Below are 23,620 nucleotides of genomic sequence, written 5' to 3'. Positions count from 1 at the left end.
GGATGCACTATTTTTTCGAATACAATGTGACCCAATAGATTTTACCGTCTTTATCCGGCGCGGTTCCTGCACCCATATGCGTAAATTTCGAACTTAACAGATTTTCCTTATGCGACGGAGATCCAAGCCATGCATTCGTGATTTCAAGCGCATCATCAAAGCCCGCCCCAATATTCTCCCCAAATGAAATCCATTTGTATTCGAATGTATCGAACATTTCCTGCACCGTGCCGTATGTCGGCGTCGTATGTGACAATTCCCCAAGCTTCGCCATGTCTTCTGCCCTCATGCTGGCCATCCGGTTTAGTGCCGGATCTGCCTGCAGGCCGGATATGTTGGCATCCTTTCGCTTGGCGTTGACTGCGATGATTGCCTGTGCCGCAAGTGACGGCTGTTCCGGTTCTGGCTTAGGCGGCTCTGGTTTTGGTTTTGGCGGCGTTGGTTTAGGCGGCTCCGGTTTCGGCTTCGGAGGAACAGGTTTAGGTGCCTCAGGTTTTGGCTTGATTAAGTTTTTATCCTGATCGACATACCCCACCTTCTTTTTATCATACGTGATCAGACCTTTTTTGCGATTGTTATCGAATTCTATCGTCCGGTACAAAAACGCCGCCAGCTGCCCGCGTGTGACAGGATCATTCATATTGAATTTTCCGCCCGGACGCGTCGTGGTGATGTTCAGTTCAGCGATTGTGATGATGTATTTGTAGTAGCCGCTGCTTTTATTGACGTCATCAAAGATAATAAAATCGTTGTCGTCGGTAATAATGTTGTAGCCAATGACCAGCAGCTTAGCCATCTGCCCCCGGGTTAATGGTTTATTCGGATTAAATTTCTTTTGATTGGCAAATAGACCGCGCTGTGTCAGTGCCCGGATATGATCATAGGACCCGTTATCCGGTGTGACGTCCGTAAAATCCATGCGATAGGCATGACTCGGCTCCGCACCGATGGCAAGCGCTATCATTTTCGCCGCCTGCGCGCGCGTAACAGGTTTATTCAGGCGATATGTATTGTCCGCATACCCTTTAATAATCTCGTTGGCCGCCAAATACATGACTGCATCGTAGGCATAATGCTTTTCAGGAACGTCCTTGAAATTGACAGGCTTCGCGGCCTCCACCGGCGCAGCAACAGAACCAGTTGCCGCCGACGCCGCGATTGCAATGGCAGTAGTACTTAAGAATAATTTCTTCTTGCGGGATAGATTCATATAAACGTCCTCCTTTTCCTATGAGTATACTGGATTACTATGATATTTTGATAGGGTCTTTGGCATATTTGATAGAGTTATTGGATTTTTTGTTGAATTGAGGTGAGGATAGATGATTTTTGGGAAATTTTGTTTAGGCAGATAGGCTGTGGGATTGAGCGGTTGGACGTGGGTTATGAGCGGTTGATGGGGCGGATAGAGCGGTGGAGCGAGGTTTATGAGCGGATGAAGAGTGACTATGAGCGGATAGGACGTTGCATAGAGCGCTTTGGCACGGGGTATGAGCGCTTACATGTCTTTTAGATGCGTGGAGCGTGGTGTATGAGCGGTAGAACTAGGTCTATGAGCGCTTGCTGGGGCGCATAGAGCGGTGGAACAAGGCCTATGAGCGCTTGACTAGTCTCATTGAGCGGTGGAACAAGGCCTATGAGCGCTTGAAGAGCAGCTATGAGCGGATAGGGCGCTGCATAGAGCGCTTCGACCTTGGGTATGAGCGCTTGCTGAGGCGCATAGAGCGGCGGAGCGTGGCGTATGAGCGCATGAGGAGCAATTATGCGAGGATAGCCTTTGGCATAGAGCAAATAAGGGAAGCTTTAAACAAAAATTTACCCCGTGTAAGCGAATATCGTGATAAAGAGACAAGCGCATGGGATGCCCGTGCGCTTGTTTGATTGTAATAGATTTAAAAAGACAAACCGTGAGGTTGGAGGAGTTTTGGGGAGAGGTGGTAGACGGCGTTGCGTTTTTTGCCGCAAAGTTCAGTAAAAGGGTTGGCCAGCATGCGCTTTGCTGCGTGGCGTGAGCCGATGTCGGTGAACTGGCGGAAGTTTTGATTGGTCAGTTGGGGACCGCTTATGCAGTACCATTCGGAAAGTGCATTGATGTGCGCCGCTTTATCATGATGACCGCACGCTCTGCAACGCCAGCTTTTTGACCGCCACTGCATCGTTAATTGCTGGCAGTGGGTGCACGTCACCCCCGCGGCTATGTCCTGTACGGCCAGCGAGTACTTCTCTATCAAAGGCAATGGGTCATATTCGCGGTGCGAACGTGTGATTTCATTTGCCAGGCGCTTGATTTGATCAGCTGTCAATAGAGTTTCTTTCATTTCGAGGGATCTGAGTCTGTTTGGAATTTCGTAAGAGAATGCGAGCCGGTGGGATGATGTTTTTTCGATGGCGAGTTCATTTTGGTAGGCAAAGACGATGTAGTCCATGAGGGGGATTTCGATGTTTCGTTCGCGCAGCCAATCCGTGAAGTAATGTTTTTTGCGTTCCATTTCTTCGATAGGACTTTTCAAAACGGTGCGTTCCCCGCTGCCAGATTCCCGAATGAATTGTGTGGGGTTTTGTTTGATTTACAGTCTGCCTGCGATGTTTTTGATTTCAAAGAGAATGATTGTGCTAGGTGTGATGATGACGGAGTCGATTTGAAAGTAGGCGTGCCCATGTTTCAGGAAGATATCGTGGAGAATTGCGTGCGGATAGGCTGGGATGAAATCTCGTAATTGATAATCAAATTCCCTCTCCCCTCCGAAGCCGGCTTTGCCGTTGTAGAGATCGTTGCGGACTTTTTCGTATTTTTCATGATTGATCGGCAGTCGTTTCAGCAATGCATCTTGGCCAATGATCAATTTCGGGATGCTGCGTGTTTTGTAGAGTATGATTTTTCCCTCCTTGTAGTGGATGTGTTCTGAGTTTATTGTAGCAAGCTGGAAGGTTATTGGGAAGTTTTAGGAGGGAATTCATTTTTGGGACGGATTTCGGGCGTGAAATTGGATTTTGCAGTTGATTTTAGGGGAGGAATTTGATTTTCAGGGGTTGTCGGGGTGGATTTTGTGGTGGTTTTATAGAAAATGCGTCTTTTGGCTTACTGCAGAGGGATGGCGATTGAGCGGTTGCCGAAGAGTTATGAGCGGATAGGCGGAGTGATTGAGCGCTCGCGGAGGGTCAATGAGCGCGTGGACACTGGGTATGAGCGCTTGACGGGATCTATGAGCGGTTAAGCAGCAAGTATGAGCGCTCCGGCGGAAAAGGCTGGATGGACCCACTGAAATACGGGGATTGAGCGGTTGCCGAAGAAGTATGAGCGGATAGGCCTAGTGATTGAGCGCTTGCGGAGGGTGAATGAGCGCGTGGACGGCAGCTATGATCGCACGACGGGATCTATGAGCGGTTAAGCAGCAAGTATGAGCGCTCGGGCGGGAAAGGTTGGCTGGACCCACTGAAATACGGGGATTGAGCGGTTGCCGAAGAAGTATGAGCGGATAGGCCGAGTGATTGAGCGCTTGCGGAGGGTGAATGAGCGCGTGGACGGCAGCTATGATCGCACGACGGGATCTATGAGCGGTTGAGAAGCAATTATGAGCGCTCCGGCGGGAGAAGTTAGCTGGACCCACTAAAATACGGGGATTGAGCGGTTACCAACGAGTTATGAGCGGATAGGCGGAGTGATTGATCGCTTGCGGGGAGCGAATGAGCGCGTAGACACTAGGTATGAGCGCTTGAGGGAATCTATGATCGGTTAAACAGCAAGTATGAGCGCACCGCTCCGCCCCCTCGCACCCGCTCGCCCACCGTCACACCGCCACCCCAATCCGCCAAAACAAAAAAACTGCCCGAGGGCAGTTTTTTATTGTTTGATCAGATAGCGGACGTAGGTTCTCCAAGGTGTGGTTTTCCATTGTTCCCATTCCGGCAGATAGAGCGGAAGCGGGTGGAAGATTTGTTGGTGTTCTAGGCTGCTGTCCAGATCTTCGTTATGCAATGCGACCATTCCCGGTTCGGCTCCGCTTGTTATGACGGATCGGTCGAGTGAGGTGAATGGTGCTGTGACGGTTGTTTGGATCGCCCGGCCGTTGTTGTCGAGTGTCCAAATTTTTGCGTCATCTTGGTATTTGTCTGTGAGCCAGTTTGTCTTGACGCTGACTGCCTGGTTCGCTTCATTTGTTTGAATGAAGGTGTTGACGTTCGTGCCGAATGGCAAGTCCATTTGCTCGTCGTATGGTGCGACGCGTACTTCGTAATAAGCCAATGGATTGTCTTTTTGCGTGTTGCCGAGTGATTTGTATGCTTCCAGCCACTCGTCTTCTTTTGCAGGCACTTTAGATACGGATACGACGACACCGTTGATAGTAGAGATGTCATTCGGGTAATCCGGTGCGATGCGCTCTTGGATTTCCGCGAGTTTCTTCTCCTGTTTCGTCAGCTCTGGTTCGCCTTCTCGTGTCTCACCGGTTTCGGGGTCCGTAATCGTTCCGTCCGGATTAGTGACCGTGCCGTCAGGGTTGCTTGTGCTTCCGTCAGGATATGTGACCGTTCCGTCTTCATTCGTGACTGTGCCGTCGGAATTTGTTGTTCCGTCAGTGTCGTTTGAATTCGGTGTGTCTTCATTACTCGGCGGTGTTCCCTGTGCAGGAGCAGTTGTATCTGGATTCTTATCGTTTGAACTGTCGATGCTAGTGTCCGGTGAAGATGCCGGTGCTTCCGGTTTATCTTGCGTGCCGTCCGGATTGCCGGATGTGCCGTCGAAGTTCTCTTCAGGGCTGGTTGTGCTGTCGTTTGATTTCACAGCTGGCGGTTCTGAACCGTCAATTTCTGTTTTCGGGTCATCGTACGGCACGCCGTCTGCAGATGCAGTCAGCGAAGCGACCGATTTGCCTTTTGCACTGCCGACACCGTCTTCGGTTTCTTCCGGTTCTTGATTCGGATCGACTTTCGGTGTAAATGGTGTATGAATCGATTCGTGCTGGATCGTTACCGGCGCGCCCGTTTCAATCGTCGGCCATTCATTGTCGAGAACGTAAGTGACAATCGTCTGGTCATTGCTGTAAATATCAATAGAAGGTGACTCGCTGTCGCGTTTGATCGCCACGACATAGCCGCTGACTGGGCTTGTCAGTGCGGATTCATTCGGCAGTTCTGCGAGTTGCGCTTCTACCGTGGCAGTTTTCTTCTGCACTTCCGCTAGGTCACGCTCGGCTTCCGCAATGGCCTGCGCAAACGTTCCGTCTCCCGTGACATCGATGCCGACGTTCAAGTTGACACGGACTTTCTTCTCGTCGTTCGTGTCATAGTAGTCACTGTCATTGCGTGAACCGCCCGATCTTGTCTGTTCATACTTCAAATTACTGATTGTTTGCGAGATGGATGATGACTGGTCCTGCAGCGCGCTCAGTTCTGAGTTTAATTTGCTGCGCTGCGAATCAATCTGATCCACTTTTAATGAAGCAAGCTCCGTTCCGAAATCTACCGCGTCCCCTTCCTGAACGAGCCAGGATTCAATTGTCTGGTCGTCTTTCAGGTAGATGGTGTGCAGATCTTTTGGCGAAATGAAGCCTTCTTTGTCGAGTTCTTTCTTATAATCATCCGCAGCCAGCCGTTCATATTCGCTGACGTACTGGGCTTTTGGAATGACACTTTTTTCAGCGAACACCAAATACGTGTTCAATGCAAGAAACGCTGTCACGAGGACCGTCACGATGAGATTTTGAATTTTCATCTGTTATAGTCCTCCAATCATTAACAGATTCAGCAGTTTTTCGACTGGCACGAAGCCAACTGCCGCTGTAATTAAGGCAAAGACCACCTGCAGAGCGATCAGCATCCAAAGTGCGTTTTTGCGGATGCCTGTATGCTCCACGACCTCTTCGCCGACAAGCGACGTCTCTATTTCAGAGAAGCTGATGAAGCGGTACTGAACCGCGACAATGAGCGCAGAGAAGATCGTCAGTTGATTGACAAATAAAATGATGTACCAATTTTCCAAGAATGTCAGTGCCAGCGGTCCGAATGAAAGAATCGAAACTGCCGCTGTTTTTCCAGCAATTGCAAAGACGAGGAAATTGATGAGTTTTTCAAATAACAATAATCCGGTAACCACCAGCTGCAGTTTCAGCAATGGTTTGAACGGGATTTTCGTCAGCAAGCTTAAAATCCATGCGACGCCCCAGAAATGGAACGACAGGTACACGAGGGCCCAGATTATGGTGCCGGCGAGTGCGGCGTAGCGGCCGATGGTGTAGTCATCGATCGTACCGTTTGCTATAATATACGTCATCGTTTCCGAGTTCATGCCCCACATTTCGCGGAGGACGAACAGGATGATGCCCAAAATGAATACACTAAACACACGGCGCTTGAATCCGGTGACGGTGCCCTGCCCGATTTCAGTAGCAAGACGGTCTGGATACAGTAGTGAACGCCAATAACCGTAAGTAGAATACATATGTACTTCTCCTTTGCCTCCAACTTGTTCGACTGATTATATCAGTTTCTATCTCTCTTACTTTATCAAAAAATGACGATTTTGCAACGAATGTCTCGTATTGTTGCGGAATTTGATAGAAGGGGGTGGAGTTTTTAACGCGGAATTAGGGAAACGGAGCAGAAATTAGGGAGGCGAGTTAGTGAGCGGTTCGGGATTGAAGCTCCAGCTGGGGACGCGTTCCGGTGGGCGGGCGGTGAACCACACCCCTTCGCTTCGCTTCGCTTCGCTCGGGTGTTTCACCTGTCAATGCAAAGATGTGCTCCTTCCCGCTACGCTTCACTCGCAAAAGCGAAGCGTTAGGAACATATCTTTGCACTTCAGGCAGCCACTCCAGAACGCGTCCGCCTGGAACTCCGTGTAACGATGCTTTCCCGTTTCCATTTCAATCCCGCACGCAGAGGATTAACGGGGAATATCTTGAATAGGTGCATTAAATAACTTCATCCTACTCTCTAACTCTCTAGCAAACCTAAAACTAGGCAAGAAAATAAGGCCGAATGAGCGGATGAGAGGCAAGTATGAGCGCTTACACGGATCCATTGAGCGCCTGACGAAAATTATGAGCGGTTACCAGTATGCATAGAGCGCTCGCACCCTTACTATGAGCGCTTATCCAGATTAATGAGCGGCTGATGAATTTATTGATCACTGCACAGCCAGTCACCACTCCAGAAACCAACACAAGTGAAACGGAGTGGAAGTCGGCCCCACCCTCACCGCCAGCCTATCTAATTCATTTAATTTCAAGATACTTGAAGACTAGGGGAAATAAAGTTAATGCACTTAAAACATTCACTGACGCTAGAGCGTGATTTATTGTTGTCTCTGCACTAATTTTAATTCAAAGGCAGATCAAGTTCACTTACCTGTTAATCTATCAAATCGATTACACCTCTAACTTCAATGCACAACAATAGGTATCCCCCGTTTACATTGCAGGGATTGGAGCGGCAGGCGGCCCCTCCCGAACGCGTCCGCCTAGAGCGCAAATCCCCACCCCTATCCCGACGCCAGCCTCTCCAATTCATTTACCCTCACAATGTTTGAACACCACTAAAACCGGCAATAACAGGAACTATCACAGGGCATTGGATAGCCCTGAATATACAAAGGAGTGACGAGCGATGAATTTGGATAAGACGATTGAGTTTACATGGCAGGACTTTGCACTCGGCCTTGGCGGATCAGGACTATTCGTACTGGCGCTCCATTTTCTGACACTATGACAAACACACGATTTCCGCCCACATAAAAACACCTCGGCTCCGACGCACAATAAAGTGCTTCCAACTGAGGTGTTTTTTAACGTGTTATGAAGATGATCAAATCAGCCGCAGTCCCTCCATCAACTCCTTAAACAAGAGCTGGTTTTTCGTTTCGAGTGCGTAATCAACCATACGTTCCCAATTGTCCCGCTCTAATTTCTCCACCAAGCCGTCAGCCTCACGCATGTACTCTTCCTGTAGATGGCCTTCCAATCCCATCGCTCCTTCGAGTATAGTCGACAAATGCAAATGTAAATCGGAAACTAGCAACAATTGATAAAGTGGGATCCTGATAAACCGGTTGCCTCTCTGAAAGACAAATACCTCTCCTAAGTTCTCTACCTGCAAACTTTTCGTGTTAATCACAATCTCTTTGCCTTCTGCGGGAATGAATTGGAACACTTCTTCATTACGTTTAATTGAGAAGTATTGATAGGCGAATACAAGTCGGAGGTTGAATTCTTCTTTCCTGGTGAAAAATGGCTTGATTCGCTGTATGAGCAACATAACCTCTCCCTCCTCTTCAGTAATTTGAATTTTCCGATTATTATTAATATATCACACCGAAGAGGATTTTGTGCATAATATGAGTCGGAAACCTCCTAATATACCAAGAGAATTTTTCAGTTACTTGTCATAGCGGGCGAACCTCACCGTTTTTCACGCAGCAGATCAGGGCCGCAGCGTAAATGACGTGGACAGCGGCAAGAAGTGAATATTTTCTCTGTTCAGCTGCCGCATTAAACTTCCGCACGTGTCGCTGCCGGATTCTTTGTAGGAGAAGCTGATCTGACTGTTTGCATAATAAATAATGACTTGCTCGAAGATCATTTCTCCGCACGCCACGCCGTATAAATAAGAGACATTCCGCCGCGTGTCGTGCACGGATTTTTCCGAGAACTGTTCGAGTGATTTGAAGAAGCACAGATGACTGGGTATGACAGGTTCGGGGTGTTGTAACCGGTACTGCAATTGAGGGATATGTAAAATCAATTGCACTCGTTCTATCGCGTTCTCCTCCATTCTGCCTTTTACCATAATTTTCTCATATCTTTGCTTAAAAGTTCATTAAATGCCATTTCAGCATCCCTATTGTCTAATTGGCAAGTTTTATGATTGCGCCGCCCCTTTCTTATACGATGGCGAGAAAAACGGGTGATGAAAATGAGTTTTGGTTCGCAGTTGCGGGAATACCGCGATGAGTATTTGCATACCTCACAAAAGCAGATGGCGCAGGATTTGGGAATTGATCCGGCTACGATTTCACGGTACGAATCAAATAGACGGGGCTTTCCGATCGAACAGCTGCCTCTGATTAAAAAGCTGTATAAGATTCCGGATGATATACTGCTTGCGATGATCTTGGGGCGGCCGCTGAAGAAAGTGCGCTCTTTTTCTTCTCAGACGCTCGACAGTACGGCGGCTTATGAAAAAGGATTTCTTGCGCAGTACGGATCACTGATTGAAAGTGAACCCTTGCTGAAAGAATTCATTGTGCGGGCGGATTCGCTGGATGAAGAAGACCGTCATCTGCTGCTGTCAGGCCTGCTGAATTTCATACAGCTGTACGAAAATCAGCAGCGGAAATGAAAATAGTATCTTCTTACGTTCCTCAAGTTGTGGTAAAAAGCCGGTAAAAACGGTATAATAGGAGGAATGCTTTAAGTAAGGAGTGGATTCGGTGGCCATCACAATTGAACGAATCGCAAATATGCACGAATCAGAAATTGAAGAATTCATGAATCATATTAAACATACATTTCAGCCGTCTGTTCCCGAACAGGCGGAAATCGTACGCAAGGCGGCGTCTCTCGTCCGGATGAACGCAATCGGCGCGTACCGCTATACAGAAGTCGAGCAGGCTTTGATGGCAAATATATCAGGTACAGAGTCGGAGTTCGCACGTCTTTCTTTCATGACGATGGAACCGTACTGCACTTGCGCAGGCGGTGACTGGTGCGCGCATCAGATCGCGGTCGTTTTTCATTTGTATTCGCAATTTCATTCGCTGTCGGATTGGCTGAATACATGGCGGCAGTCAGGCACGGTGCAGACGCAGCTGTCGATAACAGAGCGTACGCCGGAAGCCTGGCTTACTGCGCTTGGCACATTAGTTAAGCCGCTTGCTGAATTAAGCCCGAAAGACGGACCGACCGGCTTCTTGCATTATATCTCGAAAATTGAACACCAGAAGACGCGGCTTTCTCCTTTTGAATGGGAATGGAAGCCGCTCTTTTCGCTGTATTATCAGCTGACGCTTTTACGGGCGGCATGGCCTTTCCTGTCTGGCGAACTTGCGCTCAATGATTCCTATCATTACGGCAAATGGCAGCTGACGATCTGGCTTAATGAACAAATGTCCGAAATGAAGGCGGGCATTAAACAGCTGAGCTCGAAGTCGCGGCTGTTTGAGACAGACGCATTCCACGCGAAGCTGAAGGATCTCATCCATGCATTTGCAGTGGAGGAAGAAGGATTGTTCTCGAAACGTTTTGAAGCATTCCGACTCGTCTATACTGAGCTTTATTCGGATGAAGCGGAGCTGACAGAGGAGATTGAACGCCTCGAGAACGAAACGTCAGAAGATGCACCGCTGCTCCGTGCATTCCTTTATTTGACGTCAGGCCGCTTTGATGAACTGGACCGAGAGTTGGATTCGCTCGATGCCACCGCGGTGCCGCAGTGGCTGGCGTTTGCGTTGTACGCTAAAGAAGATGAAGATTTTGATATTGTGCAGACGATCATGCTGAAGCTGCTGCCTCATCTGGCTGATTATTATCAGCAGCTGGCGTCGCGCAATCGTGCGGCATTTGCTGAAGATATCGATGAGCTGCTCGCGCTGTCTGACGTGCCGGAAGAGCAGCGTGATCTGCTGTTTCAATCGTATGGAGCGGAGGCAGGCCGGGCATACGGCAAGTTTCTGTTTGAGCGCAACCGCTACGAAGAGTGGGCTGCGCTCATGCATTTGACGCGCGGATCGATCGATTTGATTGACGGTTCGCTGCTGAAGACGGCGCTCGCGGAAGATTCGCAGGCAGTCTTTCCTCTCATGCATGCAGAAGCGCTGAAATTGGTGAAAGAGAAAAACCGTGACAGCTATCGCCGCGCCGTGCGCCTGTGGAAACAGATGAAGACCGCCGCTAAACGTGACGGCCGCAATGAATTTTGGAACCGCTATGTCCATACAGTCCGCCAGCAGTTTCCGCGTCTGCGTGCGCTGATGGAAGAGATGGAGAAAGGAAATCTGCTGTTATGACTGAGTCGAACATCTTGCAACTTTCATTAGAATTAACGTTAAAAGAAGGACAGGACGGGGCATTTTTGGTGTCCGCGAATGTCGGGGGCGAAACGCGGACGATTGACGCGGATATGCTTGTGTCGTATTTATTTTATTCGGATGAGCAGACGATGTACGGCATGATGGTCAATCAGCGGGACAACTGGCTCGATGTGTCGATTGATATGCTGCTGCGCCTGTTCTCTTCGGGCAGTCATCCGTACGTTCACTACTCCGGTGCTTCTGCAAGTGATCAGCAGGTGCTCGACAGCATCCAGGAAGCAGCTGTGCTGTGGAAAGATCCTGCACTGTTTTCTTACGTGGAGGCAACGGAAACAGGAATGACGTTCAATTTAGAGAAAACGGGCTTGTCCGAGCAGGCAGGGCGCTATATTTCGCTTGCTATGCGCGGACAGCTTGCAACGCTCGGCGTGTCGATGGCTGACTTTCCTGCGCTGCTCCCCCACTTCCAGCAATACGGCTGGCCGCATGCCGAGTCGGTCAAGCTGCCGTTCCGTGTGGCATTGCGCTTAACGGAGCCCGATGTCGACGAGACAGACTGGCTGCTTGAAACGGTGCTCATCAGCGAGCGCGGTGTACAGTGGTCGCCAGCTGTCAGGAAAGTGTCGGCTTCGATTGAGAGTGCGCTGCCCGCAAAGCGAAAGCCGTTTGCGAAAGATATTGAAGATCGTCAGGCTGAAATGGTCGGGATTTTCCGTTCGATTGAATGGCTGGAGACTGGGAAGTTTATGCATGTGCCGCTGAATGATGCGCAAGTCCGTGTGTTTATACAGGAAGACTTGCCGCTTTGTCAGGCCTTTGATTATCCCGTGATTTTGCCGGCGTGGCTGAAATCTGTGACGGAGACGAAGCTGAAGATCCGGACGTCTGCGGGGATGCAGTCGTACCGTTCGTCAGCTAGCCTCGATCAGGTATTGTCATTTGACTGGCAGTTTTCACTTGCCGGCGAGCAGATTGACCGGGAACAGTTCCAGAAGATGGTCGACGAAAACCGTGAGTATATCCGCGCGGGAGACGAGTGGTTCCATCTCGATCCGGCGTGGCTCAAGCGCATCCGCGAACTGATGGAACAGGTCGACGACGGCGAGTGGACGGTGAAAGATCTGCTGTTCAATGAAGTGCCGGAGGAAATTGTGCCGGTCTACGATGAAGAGGAAGAAGACGATCCGTTGGTGGCGTTTTCGATGCAGCAGTCACTGCGTAAAGTGATGAATATGCTGCACGATAAAAAAGGCCTGCCGGAAGTGCCGGTTCCTGCGAATTTGCATGCAGAATTGCGCCCGTATCAGCAGGAAGGTTTCGAGTGGCTTCATTTCATGCGGGATAACCGTTTTGGCGCGGTGCTTGCAGACGATATGGGACTTGGAAAAACGGTGCAGCTCATCACGTATTTGCTGTATGTGCACGATCTTCCGGAAACCGACTCCCCTTCGCTCATCATTTGTCCGACGAGTGTCATGGGCAACTGGCAGAAAGAGCTTCAGCGGTTTGCGCCGTCACTGCGTGTACATGTGCATTACGGGACAAACCGTGCGCGCGAGGAGCAGTTCGCAGACATAATGAGTCAGCGTCAGGCAGATATTATTCTGACGACGTACGGCACCGCCACGCAGGACAGTGAGATTCTGTCACTGTATGAGTTTGCCAATGTGACGATCGATGAAGCGCAAAATATCAAAAACCTGCAGACGAAGCAGTCGCGGGCGATCCGTAAACTGCGCGGTGTGCATCACATTGCGCTGACGGGCACGCCGATCGAGAACCGTCTGTCGGAGCTGTGGGCAATTTTTGATTTCATTCATAAAGGATATCTTGGCAGTTTCCGCAAGTTCAACGAAGAGTTCATCGTGCCGATTGAGCGCGATGATCTGGAGAGCGAGAAGAAGAAACTGCGGGCGCGAATCCAGCCGTTCATGATGCGCCGGACGAAGAATGATCCGGAACTGCGCCTGAACTTGCCGGAGAAGCTAGAGCAAAATGAATATGTGCCGCTTACTACGGAGCAGGCGGCATTGTACGAAAGTTTTGTCGCGGAGACGAAGTTTAAGCTCGAGACGCTCACAGGATTTGAGCGCAAAGGCTTGATTTTGAAAATGCTGAGCCGGCTGAAGCAGCTGTGCAATCATCCGGCATTATTCCTGAAAGAACCGCCCGCTCCTGCTGCTGAGCTGACGAAGCGTTCCAATAAAATGGCGCGGATCGTTTCGATGGCGGCGGAGATTGCGGCGAACGGTGAACAATGTCTGATCTTCACGCAGTATATCGGCATGGGGCAGATGCTTCGCCAGTGTTTATCGGAATTGCACGGAATCGACGTGCCATTCCTGACGGGCAGTATGCCGAAGGGGCAGCGTGACGCATTGGTCGAGGCGTTCCAAAACGGGGAATTCCCGATATTCATCCTGTCGCTGAAAGCTGGGGGAACCGGCTTGAATCTGACGCAGGCGAATCACGTGCTGCACGCGGACCGCTGGTGGAATCCGGCTGTAGAGAACCAGGCGACCGACCGTGCGTACCGTATCGGGCAGACCAAATTTGTGCATGTGCATAAATTTGTGACTGTCGGGACGATCGAGGAGAAGATTGACGAGATGCTTGTCGAAAAGGCTGCATTGTCAGCTGATTTGATTCATTCGAGTCAGTGGTTGACAGAGCTCAATGATCGAGAGCTCGAGGAGTTGCTGACATTTAATTGACGGATGGGGCAGCTGTGCGAAATCCTGTCGCAGGGACCTGTATCGAACGCTGATGCAGGTCCTTTTTGCGTTCACTTTCTGTCGCTTGGCAGAAGAAAAGGGTTCGTTTTGATTGTTTCCAGGTAATTCAGGCGCTCGTTCAGGTTGGCGATGATGCGGGTAAGCTGGCCGACTTGGTTTTCGAGGCGCTGGATGTCTTGCTGATGAGGCCCTTCGGTTTTCTGATGGATCATTCGGCGTCTTCCTTTCTGTGAGCGGGTATGTATCCCGCCTGCCCGTAATGGGAAGTGGTCTCCGCATTCGGGCGGCGGATGAATTGGCGTAAATTGATTCAGTTCCTATGCTGAATGTACTCCCGGCAGCGCAGCGGATCGGGTCCCCACCCGTTCATGCATCTGCTGGTATGGTCTAACAGTTGGCGAATATGCTTGTAGTGTCATATAGTATTCTCTTTTTTCATTTCTCTTCAATTGTGTGCATCCAACGGCCCTTCAGGAATTGATCAGCAGTGGATGTGTGACGGCGTATGTGCCCGCTCTCTCCTCTCCTTTCATTTGAATTGTTTCAGTCAGAAAATGGGCAGTGCGTCTGCCGCAGTTTTCGCTTCTTTAAAACGCGCGGGCTCAGCAGGTGTATGCGTTTTCATTTCTGTGTCCTGGTATTTGGATGATTTGGACAGAAAACGGATGTCGCTGCACATGACTTCTGTGATGTACACTTTTGTCCGGTCTTCCCGCTCGTAGTTCCGTGTCTGAATGCTGCCGCTGACACCTACGAGTGATCCTTTGCCGCAGTGGCGGACCAGGTTTTCGGCCGATCTTCCCCAGACGGAGCACAGTACGAAATCGGTTGCGAGTTCTCCGTTGGCGTTCTTGAAGCTGCGGTTAACTGCGAGGACGAATGAGGCGTTGACACGTCCTGATGAATGTTCTTTAAGTGCGAGGTCTTTGGTGATGCGTCCTACTAGAGCCACTTGATTCACGGTGTTTGTCCCTCCCTTCTTTGTGCTGACTTTATAATAATTCATGCGCGGTCATTCTGGCAAAACGGCAAAATTGAATTTTGATGCGGTTTTCGGCAGGGTTTTTCATTTTTCATTCGACACGGTTTTTGGGATTTCGCGGTGCGATGCGTTTTGGCGGTGTTGCGTGATCCGGTGTTTTTGAATTTTCGGGTATTGTGGGTTTTTTATGCTATACTGAGGAAAATTGTACCGAGGTGATGGGATTGAAGACGTTTAAAATGCTTTCGGTGGAAGTGCTGCAGGACGATGGAGTGCTCGCTTTTCCATTGTATGACGGCATTATTATCAACCAGGAGAACAGCCACCGTTTATGGGTGCTCGAGCTGTTCATCGACGCTAGATATAAGGAAATTATGGAGAAATGGAAAGTCGAGGAAGCCTTGCTGGAGGTGCGCGTCGTCATTTCGTACCCGGGCAATGAGCCGGCTTCTTTCATTGTCGCTGTAGAGGACTGGCGCGAGATCGGTGAGCGTATTTCGGTGCTGATGAAGGGCCGGTTGAAGCGCGCGCGTTCAAAGTATGCCGAGCATTTGCTGGAGGAGCTGCTGGATGAAGGCTTGGAAGGCGATGCGCTGCTGGAGCGGTTTGAGACCGGAATGTGGGATCGGCCGAAGCTGAAGCGCGATGAGATTTCGGATGATAAGACGAAGTTGTGAGCTGCCCTGTTGGGTGGCTTTTTTTCGTTGGGTGAGGAGGGGTTTTGAGGGCGTTTGGTGTGGGGTTATGAGCGGTGAGCGTGGGGCATTGAGCGGTTTGCAAGACACTACGAGCGGCGAGCGTGGCACATTGAGCGGTTTGCAAGGCACTATGAGCGGTTGGCGGGGGGCATTGAGCGCTTGGCGTGGGACATTGAGCGCTTGGCCAGGCACTATGAGCGGTGAACACGGAACATAGAGCGCTTGGCAAGGCACTATGAGCGGTGAGCATGGCACATAGAGCGCTTGGCAAGGCGCTATGAGCGGAGAGCATGGCACTAGCAGCGAGCATGGGGCATTGAGCGCTTGGACTGGCACTAGGAGCGCTGAACACGGAACATAGAGCGCTCGGCAAGGCACTATGAGCGGTGAACACAGAACATAGAGCGCTTGGCAAGGCACTATGAGCGCTCACGCCCCCGCATTGAGCGGCAGACTCGCCAGGCCATTCATTAATTCAGCCAACACACAAAAAAACAGCCCATGCATTCACTATGCATGGGCCGTTTTGACAGTTGCGGGAATCATCGAACTTTACGATCTTCGCCGCGGATGACGCCGTCAGGAGCGGCGTCGTTGCCGTTCATCCCGCCTTCGATGGTGTTATCATCGCGTGCGCCGCGGTTTTCGTTGTTGTCATCGAGGAGACCGTCGCGTTGTTTGTTGATGCCTTCGCGATCGTTTTCCTCCAAGACCCTGTCGCGGTCGCGGTTCATGATCCCGTTGTCGTTGTTATCGTCGAGATCGTTCATGATGCCGCCGCGGTTGTTATCCTCGAGACCGTCCAGATTGGGTCCAAGGCGCTTGTTGCCGTTTGGCGTGTTGTCGCGTTCCATATCTTGCATTGGCGTTTCATTGTTGTCTGGAAGCGCGCCGTTGTTCGTATTACAAGCGGTCAGGACGAGTGCGGAAGCAAAGACTACAGGCAGTGCTTTTCTGATCATAAAAAAATTCCCTCCTCTTTTTACAAGCTGTCAACCATACGTATCGGTATGATCTTCGTTAGCTTGTGTCAAAAGGAGAGAACTATTCGCATTAGTTATTCATGTGCTCCGCGGTTGCCTCCAACACGTTTTGAACGTATACAGCTTCCGCTTTGCAGCCATAATCATAATGAGTGTTAAGTTTTTCTTGAAGAATTTCAATTTGTGCGATCTGCTCTTCAGTCGGCGGATCATTTAAGATGCGGATCAGGACTTCTTCTACACGCTCTGCCAATTCTTTATGGAATTCCGGATCTGCTTTGATCGCATTAGGAATTTTGTCGTACCAAAGTGCTTTGGTCGTTATGTATTCCCGCCAGTTTGCATAAAATTGTTCAATATTATATTTGTCTGCTGACCAGCCGATTTCACCCATATATTGTTCAAACGATTGCGAAATGGAGCGGGTGATGCTGCTCTTTATATTTGGAGAAAGCTTTTTTAACATGCTCTAATGTAACCTCCCACTGTCAATGCCGCAATGGGCATTCCAATGCTTATTATATCAATTGATTCCGATTATGCAAAATGTAGTTACTGTTCCTGGACCGGTCCCAGCGCGAATGTGATTTCTGTTTCACATGCGACTTCCCCGTCAACTGTTGCGATTGCTTTCCCTTTACCGATCGAACCGCGTAAACGGACGATTTCAACTTCCAGGCGGAGCGTGTCTCCCGGTGTGACCTGACGTTTGAAGCGGCAATTATCGATGCCTGCAAAAAATGCCAGGCGTCCTTTGTTTGATTCCAGCTTGAGTAAAGCGACTGCGCCCACCTGCGCCAGTGCTTCGACGATGAGAACGCCCGGCATTACAGGATAGCCAGGGAAATGGCCGTTAAAAAATTCTTCATTGATCGTTACGTTTTTCAGTCCGACTGCACGCTTGCCTTCTTCCAATTCTTCGATGCGGTCGACGAGCAGGAACGGATAGCGGTGCGGGATGATTTCTTGGATTTGTTGCGCGTTCAGCATGAAATGAGTCTCCTTTATTCCAGAGGATCTGATAGTTTCAGATGTTTCTGTGTTTATTTGCCATTCATAATATCAAAAATATGCTGCCATGTCTCTTTTTTAAAGACATCGCCTGCTGAACCGTCGCCGATGACACTGAATCCGATCATTGCGCCAGCCATTGCGGCGAGGAGCATCAGCACGAGTAAAATCACTACCCGCAGCCAGATGGGAATGAGGCGGACTTGTACCCAGCGCAATTCACTGACCGGTTTTACAGGCTTTTCAGCGCGTTCTCTGCGCGGCCATTTATTTTTGATGCGAGCCCAGAATGTTGCGTCTGTTTCTTCCGGTTCAGGAAGTTTTTCGGCGGGCTGTTTTTCGGCCGGAAGAGGTTCTTCTGCCGGCTCTTCCTGTTCGTTTGTTTCCATGTTTGTCATATCGGATTCAGACACTGCACCGGCTTCGATTGGCTCTCCTGGCTCGTCAGGAGCTGTTTTTGGCTCTTCCAGTTCAATCGGCGTTTCAATGTCCGTCGGGCCGTCTTCACTTGCTACAGACGATTCTGGTGATACGATTTCTTCAGAAGCTGCATCCTGTCCGGCCGGCACTCCCAGCTCTTCTGGCGTTGTTTCCTGCGCTTCCAGTTCAATCGGCGTTTCAATGTCCGTCAGGCCGTCTTCACTTGCTACAGACGATTCTCGGGGTGCGATTTCTTCAGGCGCTGCATCCTGTTCGGACAGTGCCTGTGGATCGAGCGGTTCCAACGATTCCACCGGCTCTTCGGTGTGTAATGGTTCTTTTATTTCATTTTCATTTGTATGTTTATCTGTCATAGTCAGTGCTCCTATTGCACGCGTTAGCGAATGCTGTTAATCAAGCCCATCATTTGATCCGCCATCGTTACAGAACGCGCATTAAATTGATAGGCACGCTGCGTCGAAATCAAGTCCGCCATTTCTTTTTCATACTGAACGTTGGATGTTTCGAGTGCCTGGTTTTGCAAGCCGATCTGCTCTCTGCCGGCTCCGGTCATTTCTGTCAATAAATCATTTGCCGTGACGCCGAGTGCCGCCAGATCTTCCGGCAAACCGAAGTTTGTTGCGGACAGCTGAACCATCGAATCCGGCTTTTCAAGAACGGTGATGCCAAGGTCAAACGTTTCGCTGCCCTGCGGTGTTGTAACGAGCAGCATTCCGTTTGGCTTCACCTGATAGTCTGTGGCCTGTCCCGAAAAGACAATCGGACGTCCTGCGCTGTCCGCCACTGCCAGTCCTTCTTCATTGACCAGCATATTATTGCCGTTAGCTGCAGGTGACAGATAGAAATTCCCTTTACGCGAGTAAATGATTTCTTCCCCGCCGTCCGTCTGCTGAATCAAATTAAAATGCTGCTTTGGTTCGGTCAGAGCAAAGTCCAGCTGCCGGCCTGTCACTTGAACGGAGCCCACTTTCCAGTTCATCTGCAGGCTGCCCAAATGCGAGCCGCTGCCCATGCGGATTCCAAGGTCCGAGCGCCGGTCTGCCCGATCCGCTTTATCGTTCGTCATTTGCTGATACAGCAGTTCCTGAAATGTGGCGTCGGCGGATTTATAGCCATGTGTGCCCACATTGGATAAGTTATTGCCGATCAAATCTAGACGCTGCTGCAGCTGATTCATCGTATTGGTGGCTGCAGTCATGGTGCGAATCATATGCGGTCACTTCCTTTTCGCAAACTTCTGTATGTAGTCATTAATTAACCCTTCCTACTTCATTGACCGCTTTTTCCATGCTGCGGTCGTATGCCTGCAGAACTTTCTGGTTCGCTTCAAATGCACGGTAAGCTGTCAGCATATCCGTCATGGAGCGCGCAGCATCGACGTTGGAATCTTCAAGATAACCCTGCTGCATGGAGTACGTGCCGCCAGCCGGCAAAGGTAGTCCGTCTGCCGTTGTGAACACACCGTTGTCCCACTTCGACAAAGTGTCCGGTTCGTCAGCGTAGGCGATGCCGAGCGTTGCCACTTCCGTCTCCCCTGCATAGATAATCCCTGTTTCCGTCACGCGTATATCGTCACTTGCCAGTTCAATCCGGTTCCCCGCGTCGTCCAGGACATACAGCCCCGACGGATTCGTCAAGTATCCTTCTGCATTGACAGCGAAATTCCCGTTTCGTGTGTAGTATCGGCCGCCGTTTTCGCCTTCAAGCGTGAAAAAGACGGTGCCTGCAACGCCTGTTTCTTCATTGATTTCCATCGGTCCGTCAATCAATGCAATGTCTGTCGTCTGCTCAGTTTCGCGCAACTGTCCCTGGGCAAATAAAGGCAGCGTCTCCTGCATATAGACACCCGTCGACAATCCGCCTACATTAGATAGCCCTCTGAAATTCAAGCCTTTTTCCGTCGGCACCCTCATCGAATCCAAACGGGACATGAACATCTCAGGGAACGCGCGGATGCTTGACTGCTCGGCCTTATAGCCCGGCGTGTTGGCGTTGGCGATGTTATTTGACAGCATTTCTGTACGGCGCTGCTGTGCGATCATTCCTGATCCTACTGTATAAAATCCACGAAACATTTCATTTCACTCCTTTGCATCATCGTTTCAGATAAATCATTCTTTTTAGTATACACTACTTGCCGATTGCATGGCAGGTCAATTTATGCGGGACATAGTTTTGCTCATCGTGTCCAGCAGCAGCAGGCCTGTGCCTTCTGCAATGCAAGTGAGCGGATTTTCGGCTATGAAGACGGGCACGTTGAGATGTTCGGACAGCAGATTGTCCATCCCCGGCAGCAACGCACCGCCGCCCGTCAGGATAATCCCCCGCTGCGTAATATCGGCAGCCAGTTCAGGCGGAATTTGTTCAAGTGCGTCTTTTGCAGTCTCCACGATTTTGCTGATTGGCACGCGAAGCGCCCGGTGAATTTCTTCCGCAGTCACTTCGATCGTTTTAGGAAGGCCGGTAGCCAAATCGCTGCCGTGCACGTTCATCGCACTGGGCTTTTCTCCGTTCATCTGCACGAGGCCGATTTCTTTTTTCACTTGTTCTGCCGTTCGTTCGCCTATATAGACATTATGTTTTTTCCGTATATGCAGGATGATGCATTGATCGAAATGAAGGCCGCCGATGTCCGTCGTCTCAAAAGATACGATATCACCCATCGAAAGGACGGAAGCATCTGTTGTGCCTGCCCCCAAATCAACGATCATGTTTCCGGCCGGCTTTGAGATATCGATGCCTGCACCAAGCGCCGACACTTTTGATTCATTTTCAATGATCACTTGTCTGACGCCCGCCTGTGTCAGCACTTGCCGGATGACACTCTGCTCGACACGCGTCGTATCCGCCTTACAGCAAACTGTTACACGCGGTCTCGCTAATTTGCCGAGCGCCTGCTGGAGAAAGTGACTGAGCAGCATTTGGGCCTTTCCGAAATCTGCAATGTTTCCGTGCCGCATCGGCCGGATCATCTCAATATTCTCCGGTGCTCGGCCGATCATCTGATAAGCCTCTTCACCAAATGCCGCCGGTTCACCTGTGCGTGCATCCATCGCAATCATTGCAGGTTCATTGATGACCAAGCCCTTGTCTTTCATGTAAATCAATACATTGGCAGTACCCAAATCTATACCGATTTCTTTAGAAAACATCGTGACCGAGTCCCCTTCCCCGAGCATGCTGTCTGATTCCACTCTTTAGCTGTCTATTATACCATATTTCTACATTATATTGCATCGTTCGCATGATTCTGCCAAAACAAAAAGCCGCCAGCGGGTGACTGACGGCCTGTCATTTATTTAAATGCGATCGTTGCGCGGATGGCTTTTTGCCAGCCTTTGTAGAGGTCTTCGCGGACTGATTCTTCCATCTCCGGCTCAAACGGCCGGTCCAGGCGCCAGTGCTCCGCGATTTCATTGCTGTCTTTCCAGAAACCGACCGCAAGTCCTGCGAGGTAGGCCGCGCCGAGCGCAGTCGTTTCATTGATGGTGGAACGCTCGACCGGCACATTCAGCAGATCCGCCTGAAATTGCATGAGGAAGTTATTTGCCACCACTCCGCCGTCAACACGCAATGTTTTCAATGAAATCCCCGAGTCCGCTTCCATCGCGTCGAGCACGTCTTTCGTTTGGTAGGCAAGCGATTCCAGCGTCGCACGCACGAAATGCTCTTTCGTTGTTCCGCGCGTCAGACCGAATACTGCTCCTTTGACATCGCTGTCCCAGTACGGCGTGCCGAGCCCGACGAACGCCGGAACGACGTACACGCCTTCCGTTGATTTGACGCGCTTCGCATAGAGTTCGCTCTCAGACGAGTTACGGAACATCCGCAAGCCGTCGCGCAGCCATTGAATCGCTGAGCCAGCAACGAAAATACTGCCTTCAAGTGCGTATTCCACTTTGCCGTTGATGCCCCAAGCAATCGTCGTCAGCAGTCCGTTTTCTGACGTCACCGCTTTATCGCCTGTATTCATCAGCATAAAGCAGCCCGTGCCGTACGTATTTTTCACCATGCCGCTTTCAAAGCAAGCCTGTCCGAATAAAGCCGCCTGCTGGTCACCCGCAATGCCGGCAATCGGTGCTTCGTGCCCGAAAAAGTGTCTGGCGTCGGTCTGGGTGTAGATATCGGATGACTGGCAGACCGCCGGCAGCATCGTTTTCGGGATGTCGAGAATCGCAAGCAGCTCTTCATCCCACTTCAGTTCGTGGATATTGTACATCAGCGTGCGGGATGCGTTGGAATAATCAGTGACGTGCGCTTTGCCTCCCGACAGTTTCCAGATGATCCACGTATCGATCGTGCCGAACAGCAAATCACCATTCTCCGCTTTTTCACGCGCCCCTTCCACATTGTCAAGAATCCATTTTACTTTTGTGCCGGAGAAATAGGAGTCGATCAGCAGCCCGGTTTTATTGCGGAATAAATCATCATGACCGCCTTCCTTTAATTGCTCGCAAATGTCTGCCGTCTGACGGGACTGCCAGACAATCGCATGATACACGGGATCGCCGGTATGCTTGTCCCAGACAACGGTCGTTTCCCGCTGATTGGTGATGCCGATCGCCTCGATCTGCGTAGCGGCAATATTTTTTTCCGAGATGACAGCGGCGATGACGGACAGAATGGAACTCCAGATTTCATCCGCATTATGCTCCACCCAGCCCGCGTGCGGAAAGTACTGCGTGAATTCCTGCTGCGCAGTGTGGAAGATTACCCCTTTCTTATCGAATAAAATAGCCCGTGAGCTCGTCGTGCCTTGATCCAGCGCTAAGATGTACTTTTCTGTCATGATTCATTCCTCCCGTTGACTTGTTGCTGTCTATTATACATGTTTTGGGTGGGGAGTATGAGCGGATGAGGGGCTTTGAGCGGTTGACTTGCTGGTATGAGCGCTTGCGCGGGGCTTATGAGCGGATAGCGGGCTGCTATGAGCGGTGGCGCGAGGCTTATGAGCGGATAGCAAGTTGCTATGAGCGGTGGCGCGAGGCTTATGAGCGGATAGCAAGTTGCTATGAGCGGTGGCAGGGTTTATTGAGCGCTTCGCGTGTGACTATGAGCGGATGAGGGGCTTTGAGCGGTTGACTTGCTGGTATGAGCGCTTGCGCATGGGGTATGAGCGGATGAGGGGCTTTGAGCGGTTGACATGCTGGTATGAGCGCTTGCGCGGGGGGTATGAGCGGATAGCGGGCTGCTATGAGCGGTGGCGCGGGGATTATGAGCGGTCAGCACGCTACTATGAGCGCTTGCGGGGTTTATTGAGCGCTTACCGTGTGACTATGAGCGGTGGCGCGGGGATTATGAGCGGATAGCACGCTGCTATGAGCGCTTGCAGGATTTATTGAGCGCTTGCAGGATTTATTGAGCGCTTGCCGTGGGACTATGAGCGGATGAGGGGCTTTGAGCGGTTGACATGCTGGTATGAGCGCTTGCGCGGGGGGGTATGAGCGGATAGCGGGCTGCTATGAGCAGTTGAATGGGGCTTATGAGCGGATAGCACGCCGCTATGAGCGGTGGGACGGGACGTATGAGCGCTTGCAGGATTTATTGAGCGCTTGAAGCGTGACTATGAGCGGATAACACGCCTCTTTGAGCGGATGACGCGTTGCTATGAGCGAATCCCCCCTGCCAATGAGCGCTTCCAAATTTTTCATTGCGCTTACATCAACTAAGGACTACCCGAAAAGTCGGACGAAGATGACTTTCCGGGCAGTCCTGTTCGTTTGTAGGCTGCTTGTATGGTTACAGTG

At 50.5% G+C, this 23,620-nt stretch carries 26 protein-coding genes; 9 read left to right on the top strand and 17 right to left on the bottom strand.

Features of this window, described 5'->3' with window-relative positions:
- Positions 1-7: 7 nt before the first annotated feature.
- The gene (locus tag SporoP37_RS12100) at positions 8-1,210 is read right to left on the bottom strand and encodes a CAP and S-layer homology domain-containing protein (protein WP_085431060.1); all 1,203 of its coding nucleotides are present in this window, start codon (positions 1,208-1,210) and stop codon (positions 8-10) included.
- Positions 1,211-1,339: 129 nt separating this feature from the next.
- On the opposite strand from SporoP37_RS12100, the gene SporoP37_RS17045 reads away from it, so the two are divergent.
- Positions 1,340-1,513, top strand: coding sequence for a hypothetical protein (locus tag SporoP37_RS17045; RefSeq protein WP_157118641.1), 174 nt, complete (start codon positions 1,340-1,342; stop codon positions 1,511-1,513).
- A 379-nt stretch (positions 1,514-1,892) separates the two neighbouring features.
- On the opposite strand, the gene SporoP37_RS12090 is transcribed toward SporoP37_RS17045, so the two are convergent.
- Both SporoP37_RS12090 and SporoP37_RS12085 read right to left on the bottom strand, forming a co-directional pair.
- Complete coding sequence (locus SporoP37_RS12090; RefSeq protein ID WP_157118640.1) at positions 1,893-2,489, bottom strand: hypothetical protein; 597 nt, start codon at positions 2,487-2,489, stop codon at positions 1,893-1,895.
- A gap of 78 nt (positions 2,490-2,567) precedes the next feature.
- Positions 2,568-2,843, bottom strand: coding sequence for a nuclease-related domain-containing protein (locus tag SporoP37_RS12085; protein WP_158233675.1), 276 nt, complete (start codon positions 2,841-2,843; stop codon positions 2,568-2,570).
- 231 nt (positions 2,844-3,074) lie between these two features.
- Between SporoP37_RS12085 and SporoP37_RS17040 the strand changes: the two genes are divergently transcribed.
- Positions 3,075-3,215: a hypothetical protein gene (locus tag SporoP37_RS17040; protein WP_157118639.1), complete on the top strand. Its 141-nt coding sequence runs from the start codon at positions 3,075-3,077 to the stop codon at positions 3,213-3,215.
- A 626-nt stretch (positions 3,216-3,841) separates the two neighbouring features.
- Here the strand turns inward: SporoP37_RS17040 and SporoP37_RS12080 are convergent.
- The 4 genes from SporoP37_RS12080 to SporoP37_RS12065 all read right to left on the bottom strand — a co-directional run bounded on the left by SporoP37_RS12080 (position 3,842) and on the right by SporoP37_RS12065 (position 8,781).
- Complete coding sequence (locus SporoP37_RS12080; protein WP_085431056.1) at positions 3,842-5,710, bottom strand: hypothetical protein; 1,869 nt, start codon at positions 5,708-5,710, stop codon at positions 3,842-3,844.
- Between the two features lie 3 nt (positions 5,711-5,713).
- Complete coding sequence (locus SporoP37_RS12075; RefSeq protein WP_085431055.1) at positions 5,714-6,436, bottom strand: hypothetical protein; 723 nt, start codon at positions 6,434-6,436, stop codon at positions 5,714-5,716.
- Between the two features lie 1,364 nt (positions 6,437-7,800).
- On the bottom strand, positions 7,801-8,250 hold the full coding sequence (locus SporoP37_RS12070; protein WP_081243884.1) for a transcriptional regulator: 450 nt from the start codon (positions 8,248-8,250) through the stop codon (positions 7,801-7,803).
- A 165-nt stretch (positions 8,251-8,415) separates the two neighbouring features.
- A complete protein-coding gene (locus tag SporoP37_RS12065; RefSeq protein WP_085431054.1) occupies positions 8,416-8,781 on the bottom strand; it encodes a hypothetical protein in 366 nt (121 codons plus the stop codon).
- A 120-nt stretch (positions 8,782-8,901) separates the two neighbouring features.
- Here SporoP37_RS12065 and SporoP37_RS12060 point away from each other — a divergent pair, with 120 nt between their 5' ends.
- The 3 genes from SporoP37_RS12060 to SporoP37_RS12050 all read left to right on the top strand — a co-directional run bounded on the left by SporoP37_RS12060 (position 8,902) and on the right by SporoP37_RS12050 (position 13,737).
- A complete protein-coding gene (locus SporoP37_RS12060) occupies positions 8,902-9,333 on the top strand; it encodes a helix-turn-helix domain-containing protein (protein WP_085431053.1) in 432 nt (143 codons plus the stop codon).
- Between the two features lie 82 nt (positions 9,334-9,415).
- On the top strand, positions 9,416-10,999 hold the full coding sequence (locus tag SporoP37_RS12055; protein ID WP_157118638.1) for a hypothetical protein: 1,584 nt from the start codon (positions 9,416-9,418) through the stop codon (positions 10,997-10,999).
- 14 nt (positions 11,000-11,013) lie between these two features.
- On the top strand, positions 11,014-13,737 hold the full coding sequence (locus tag SporoP37_RS12050) for a DEAD/DEAH box helicase (RefSeq protein ID WP_232329752.1): 2,724 nt from the start codon (positions 11,014-11,016) through the stop codon (positions 13,735-13,737).
- Positions 13,738-13,808: 71 nt separating this feature from the next.
- Here the strand turns inward: SporoP37_RS12050 and SporoP37_RS17035 are convergent, their stop codons facing one another.
- The gene (locus SporoP37_RS17035; protein ID WP_157118637.1) at positions 13,809-13,970 is read right to left on the bottom strand and encodes a hypothetical protein; all 162 of its coding nucleotides are present in this window, start codon (positions 13,968-13,970) and stop codon (positions 13,809-13,811) included.
- A 335-nt stretch (positions 13,971-14,305) separates the two neighbouring features.
- Complete coding sequence (locus tag SporoP37_RS12045; RefSeq protein WP_085431050.1) at positions 14,306-14,719, bottom strand: single-stranded DNA-binding protein; 414 nt, start codon at positions 14,717-14,719, stop codon at positions 14,306-14,308.
- Between the two features lie 245 nt (positions 14,720-14,964).
- On the opposite strand from SporoP37_RS12045, the gene SporoP37_RS12040 reads away from it, so the two are divergent.
- Positions 14,965-15,417, top strand: coding sequence for a YwpF family protein (locus SporoP37_RS12040; RefSeq protein ID WP_081244850.1), 453 nt, complete (start codon positions 14,965-14,967; stop codon positions 15,415-15,417).
- Between the two features lie 563 nt (positions 15,418-15,980).
- On the opposite strand, the gene SporoP37_RS12030 is transcribed toward SporoP37_RS12040, so the two are convergent.
- The 8 genes from SporoP37_RS12030 to glpK all read right to left on the bottom strand — a co-directional run bounded on the left by SporoP37_RS12030 (position 15,981) and on the right by glpK (position 22,662).
- A complete protein-coding gene (locus SporoP37_RS12030; RefSeq protein ID WP_085431049.1) occupies positions 15,981-16,400 on the bottom strand; it encodes a hypothetical protein in 420 nt (139 codons plus the stop codon).
- A gap of 91 nt (positions 16,401-16,491) precedes the next feature.
- On the bottom strand, positions 16,492-16,887 hold the full coding sequence (locus tag SporoP37_RS12025) for a hypothetical protein (protein ID WP_085431048.1): 396 nt from the start codon (positions 16,885-16,887) through the stop codon (positions 16,492-16,494).
- Between the two features lie 86 nt (positions 16,888-16,973).
- On the bottom strand, positions 16,974-17,411 hold the full coding sequence (fabZ, locus tag SporoP37_RS12020) for a 3-hydroxyacyl-ACP dehydratase FabZ (RefSeq protein ID WP_085431047.1): 438 nt from the start codon (positions 17,409-17,411) through the stop codon (positions 16,974-16,976).
- Between the two features lie 53 nt (positions 17,412-17,464).
- Positions 17,465-18,226, bottom strand: coding sequence for a DNA-directed RNA polymerase subunit beta (locus tag SporoP37_RS17690; RefSeq protein ID WP_335696958.1), 762 nt, complete (start codon positions 18,224-18,226; stop codon positions 17,465-17,467).
- A gap of 23 nt (positions 18,227-18,249) precedes the next feature.
- Positions 18,250-19,083: a flagellar hook-basal body protein gene (locus SporoP37_RS12010; protein WP_085431046.1), complete on the bottom strand. Its 834-nt coding sequence runs from the start codon at positions 19,081-19,083 to the stop codon at positions 18,250-18,252.
- Between the two features lie 40 nt (positions 19,084-19,123).
- Positions 19,124-19,948, bottom strand: coding sequence for a flagellar hook-basal body protein (locus SporoP37_RS12005; protein ID WP_085431045.1), 825 nt, complete (start codon positions 19,946-19,948; stop codon positions 19,124-19,126).
- A gap of 78 nt (positions 19,949-20,026) precedes the next feature.
- Positions 20,027-21,025: a rod shape-determining protein gene (locus SporoP37_RS12000; RefSeq protein ID WP_085431044.1), complete on the bottom strand. Its 999-nt coding sequence runs from the start codon at positions 21,023-21,025 to the stop codon at positions 20,027-20,029.
- 143 nt (positions 21,026-21,168) lie between these two features.
- Positions 21,169-22,662, bottom strand: coding sequence for a glycerol kinase GlpK (glpK, locus tag SporoP37_RS11995; protein ID WP_085431043.1), 1,494 nt, complete (start codon positions 22,660-22,662; stop codon positions 21,169-21,171).
- A 65-nt stretch (positions 22,663-22,727) separates the two neighbouring features.
- Here glpK and SporoP37_RS17320 point away from each other — a divergent pair, with 65 nt between their 5' ends.
- The 3 genes from SporoP37_RS17320 to SporoP37_RS17025 all read left to right on the top strand — a co-directional run bounded on the left by SporoP37_RS17320 (position 22,728) and on the right by SporoP37_RS17025 (position 23,429).
- Entirely contained in the window at positions 22,728-22,937 is a 210-nt protein-coding gene (locus SporoP37_RS17320; protein WP_143565479.1) for a hypothetical protein, read from the top strand.
- A complete protein-coding gene (locus SporoP37_RS17030) occupies positions 22,892-23,182 on the top strand; it encodes a hypothetical protein (protein ID WP_157118636.1) in 291 nt (96 codons plus the stop codon). Before SporoP37_RS17320 ends, SporoP37_RS17030 begins: the two co-directional genes overlap by 46 nt.
- Positions 23,183-23,291: 109 nt before the next feature.
- Positions 23,292-23,429 (top strand): hypothetical protein, encoded by a 138-nt coding sequence (locus SporoP37_RS17025; RefSeq protein WP_155961347.1) that lies wholly within the window; start codon positions 23,292-23,294, stop codon positions 23,427-23,429.
- The last annotated feature ends 191 nt before the right edge of the window (positions 23,430-23,620 follow it).

The organism is Sporosarcina sp. P37 (genome assembly GCF_002109365.1).
GTDB lineage: Bacteria > Bacillota > Bacilli > Bacillales_A > Planococcaceae > Sporosarcina.
The sequence above is the reverse complement of the archived record's forward strand: the minus strand, read 5'-3'. Positions and strand labels throughout refer to the sequence as shown.